The organism is Candidatus Atribacteria bacterium (assembly GCA_011056645.1).
In the GTDB taxonomy this organism is placed as follows: domain Bacteria; phylum Atribacterota; class Phoenicimicrobiia; order Phoenicimicrobiales; family Phoenicimicrobiaceae; genus Sediminicultor; species Sediminicultor quartus.
Window position 1 is genome coordinate 1 of sequence record DSEL01000224.1, and the last position, 3,682, is coordinate 3,682.

Annotated in this window: 4 protein-coding genes; all 4 read left to right on the plus strand. The window is 33.4% G+C overall.

The window, feature by feature from the left end; all coding sequences use genetic code 11:
• Positions 1 to 78: 78 nt before the first annotated feature.
• Positions 79 to 924, plus strand: a complete 846-nt coding sequence (locus ENO17_10160; GenBank protein HER25395.1) for a polyamine aminopropyltransferase — start codon at positions 79 to 81, stop codon at positions 922 to 924.
• A 102-nt stretch (positions 925 to 1,026) separates the two neighbouring features.
• Positions 1,027 to 1,842 carry a glutamate racemase gene (locus tag ENO17_10165; protein ID HER25396.1) on the plus strand — a complete coding sequence of 272 codons (816 nt, stop codon included), beginning with the start codon at positions 1,027 to 1,029 and terminating at the stop codon, positions 1,840 to 1,842.
• Between the two features lie 279 nt (positions 1,843 to 2,121).
• Positions 2,122 to 3,030 carry a branched-chain amino acid transaminase gene (locus tag ENO17_10170; protein HER25397.1) on the plus strand — a complete coding sequence of 303 codons (909 nt, stop codon included), beginning with the start codon at positions 2,122 to 2,124 and terminating at the stop codon, positions 3,028 to 3,030.
• On the plus strand, positions 3,023 to 3,682 hold a 660-nt coding region (locus ENO17_10175), incomplete at its 3' end, for an aminotransferase class I/II-fold pyridoxal phosphate-dependent enzyme (protein ID HER25398.1). The genes ENO17_10170 and ENO17_10175, both read left to right, overlap by 8 nt.

The following is a 3,682-nucleotide window of genomic DNA, read 5'->3' on the forward strand; positions in this document are numbered from 1 at the left end:
GGTAGCAATAGAATTTACCAGGAAATTTTTTGAAGCAAAAGAAGTAAAATCACATTATATTTTAAGGAGCTAATTAATTTGAATAAGGAAGATATATGGATAGAAGACACCTTAGAAATTAAAAATGGAAGAACTTTGAAGATAAAAATTACCAAATCTTTGGAAAAAATAAAATCAAAATTTCAAGAGATTGAGGTAGTAGAAAGTGTGCCTTTTGGTAAAATATTACTTATAGATGGCGTAATTATGCTAACAGAAACAGATGAATTCTGCTATCATGAAATGATTGCCCATGTCCCTTTGTGTGTGCATAAAAAGGCTCAAAAAGTTCTGGTGATCGGGGGAGGAGACGGGGGAACTGTAAGAGAAATATTAAAACACCATCAGGTTAAAGAAGTAGATGTCTGTGAGATTGATGAAAAAGTAATTGAGATATCTAAAAAATATTTCCCCAATTTGGCTAATAGTTTGTATAATTCCAAAGTAAAAATATATTGTGAGGATGGAAATGAATTTGTAAAGGCCGAGCAGAATAAATATGACCTAATCATCGTTGATTCTTCTGATCCCATAGGACCTGCGGAAGTTTTATTTAAAAGAGATTTTTTTGAAGCAATATTCCAAGCTTTAAAAGAAGATGGAATTGTAGTTACTCAGGCAGAGTCATTCTTCTATCATTCCAGAATAATTAAATCACTATTCTCTTTTATCAGAGATATCTATCCTATTTCGGAATATTATTACACCTTGGTACCCACTTATCCCAGTGGGGTGATTGGATTTACTTTCTGTTCTAAGAAATATCATCCTATAAATGATTTTTGCGAAACAGAGGCTTTAAAGCTTAACCATTTAAAATATTATAATAAAGACATCCATAAATCAGCTTTTAATCTTCCTCGCTTTGCCCAAAGCTATAAGTGAATAAAAAGTAGGATGATCAGACCTGCACTTCACTATTTGGGAGATTAAAAAAAAAGCGTAAAGGTAAGGTCTGACTACATTAACAAGAAAAAGAGGTATTAGATGAGAGAGCAGCCGATTGGTTTTTTTGATTCGGGCTTTGGTGGTTTATCGGTAGTAAAAGAAGTAAAGAAATTACTTCCTCAAGAAAATATTGAATATTTCGCGGACCATCTTCGCCAGCCTTATGGTGAGAAAAGCCAAGCAGAACTAATTAAATTTACTTTCCAGATTATTAACTTCCTTCTCAAGAAAAAAATAAAAATAGGTGTTATTGCATGCAATACAGCTACCGCCGCCAGTCTTGAAAAAGCAAGAGAATATTATAAAATTCCCCTTATCGGAGTTATCCAACCAGCAGTTCAAGATGCTATAAAAAAGAGTTTAAATCAAAGGATTGGAATTATTGCCACCGAATTTACCACTAAAAATGGAGCGTATCCCACTGAAATCAATCGAGTTGCCCCCGGAACAAAGGTTTTTTCAAATTTTTGTCCCAAATTTGTTTATATGGTTGAGACCGGTAAATTTACTACCGCGGAAACCTACCGAGTTGCCCGAGAATATTTAGAGCCATTAAAAAAAGCACAAATTGATACTTTAATATTAGGCTGCACCCACTATTCTTTTTTAAAAAAGGTTATATCGGAGATCATGGGTGAAAAAGTAGTCATCATTGATCCATCGATCAGTACTGCATTAGCCGTAAAAGAGAGCTTATCCCAAATGGGAACTTTGAAGAAAAAAGCTATAAGTAAAGAAAAATACTATACGACCGGTGTAGTAGAAAGTGAAAAGAAAACCGCCCAAACCATTTTTAATTGCGATAATATTGAAATTCAGAAAGTAAAGTTAGAAGAATTAGAACCAAATATTTGATCAGCAATTATTAGTACACCTAAAACATGAAGTAAATTATTTTAAGTGGTGTTAGAAATAAAGAAGAAATAATAATTCATTGTTCTAAATTCTGATTTCTGTCCTCTTGCTATTGATTTTTCTCTTTTATTTTTCATATTTTCAGGAATTTAATCTTATTACTCTTTATTATAGTTTCTTGATATATTTTATGCGAAATAAGAATTATTAATATGCAATTAAAGTAAAAGTGTGCTAAAATGTTTCTAAATTTAAATGTTGTAAAGGAGGGAAATAATAATGAAAGCAGAAAAAATCTGGATGGATGGGAAGATGGTAGATTGGAATGAGGCAAGGGTTCATGTATGCACTCATGCCTTGCATTATGGAAGTGGAGTATTTGAGGGAATAAGAGCTTACGAGACGAAGAGCGGAACAGCAGTTTTTAGATTAAAAGAACATATTGAGCGCTTATTCAATTCAGCAAAAATACTAAAAATTAATATTCCTTATAGTAGAGAAGAAATAAGAGAAGCAATTAAAAATACTATAAAGATCAATAAACTTAAGAGTGGTTATATCCGTCCTTTAATTTATCGTGGTTTTGAATCTTTGGGATTAGATCCCTTTGCATGTCCTGTTAATTGTACCGTTGCTGTTTGGGAATGGGGTGCTTATTTAGGTGAGGAAGCATTAGCTAAGGGAATTAGAACTAAGATTTCTAGTTATGCTCGAAACCATATCAATTCTACCTCTCAAAAAGCAAAAATTTGTGGGAATTACGTGAATTCTGTATTTGCTAAAATGGAAGCAATTGAAGCAGGGGTAGATGAAGCCATTTTATTAGATACTAGAGGATATGTTACTGAGGGATCAGGCGAGAATATATTTTGGATTAGAAATGGAGTAATCTATACTACACCTACTGCTAATGTGTTGGAGGGAATTACTCGAGATTCTATCATAAAAATTACTAAGGATATGAAATATGAATTTCAAGAGAAATATATCTGTCGAGATGAGCTGTATATTTCTGATGAAGTATTTTTTTGCGGTACAGCGGCCGAAGTAACTCCCATTAGAGAGATTGATAACTACACGATTGGTGAGGGTAAACGCGGTCCGATAACTGAGAATATTCAAAGAAAGTTTTTTTCTATTGCTAAGGGGGAAGAAGAGAAATATTTAAACTGGCTTGACTATGTCTAATAATAAAAGTAGTTTTTTTCAGAAAGGAAGGAATCAGATGAATATTTCGGAAAGAGTAAAGAATATAAATCCATCCCTGACTTTGGCCATCACTGCCCAAGCATTAAAAATGAAACAGCAAGGGAAAAAAGTGATCAGTTTTGCAGCTGGTGAACCAGACTTTGGCACACCAAATAATATTAGAGAGAAGGCAATTTTAGCCATTCAAGAAGGATTTAGTCACTATACCGTAAGCTCGGGAATAATTGAGCTTAAAGAAGCTATAATTGAAAAGTTACAAAAAGACAATAAGATAGCATATAAAACCTCAGAGATCATGGTATCTAATGGAGCCAAACAATGTCTTTTTAATGCCATTTTAACTATTTGTAATCCTGGTGATCAGGTACTATTGCCAATCCCTTGCTGGGTAAGCTACACTGAACAGATTAAATTTGCAGGGGCAATTCCCATTTTTGTAGATACTAACCAGCAGGAAAATTTTAAATTATCTGCTGCCCAGGTGGAAAAAAAGATCACTTCAAGAAGCAAGCTGCTTATTTTGAACAGCCCTAATAATCCTACCGGAGCGGTTTATGAGCAGGAAGAACTAATAAAGATAGCAAGCCTTCTCCTTAAATATAATATCTATTGTATATGTGATGAAATATAC

Coding starts and splice junctions, on each gene's coding strand:
- ENO17_10165 (HER25396.1), top strand. CDS start 1,027: ATGAGAGAGCAGCCGATTGGTTTTTTTGATTCGGGCTTTGGTGGTTTA.
- ENO17_10170 (HER25397.1), top strand. CDS start 2,122: ATGAAAGCAGAAAAAATCTGGATGGATGGGAAGATGGTAGATTGGAAT.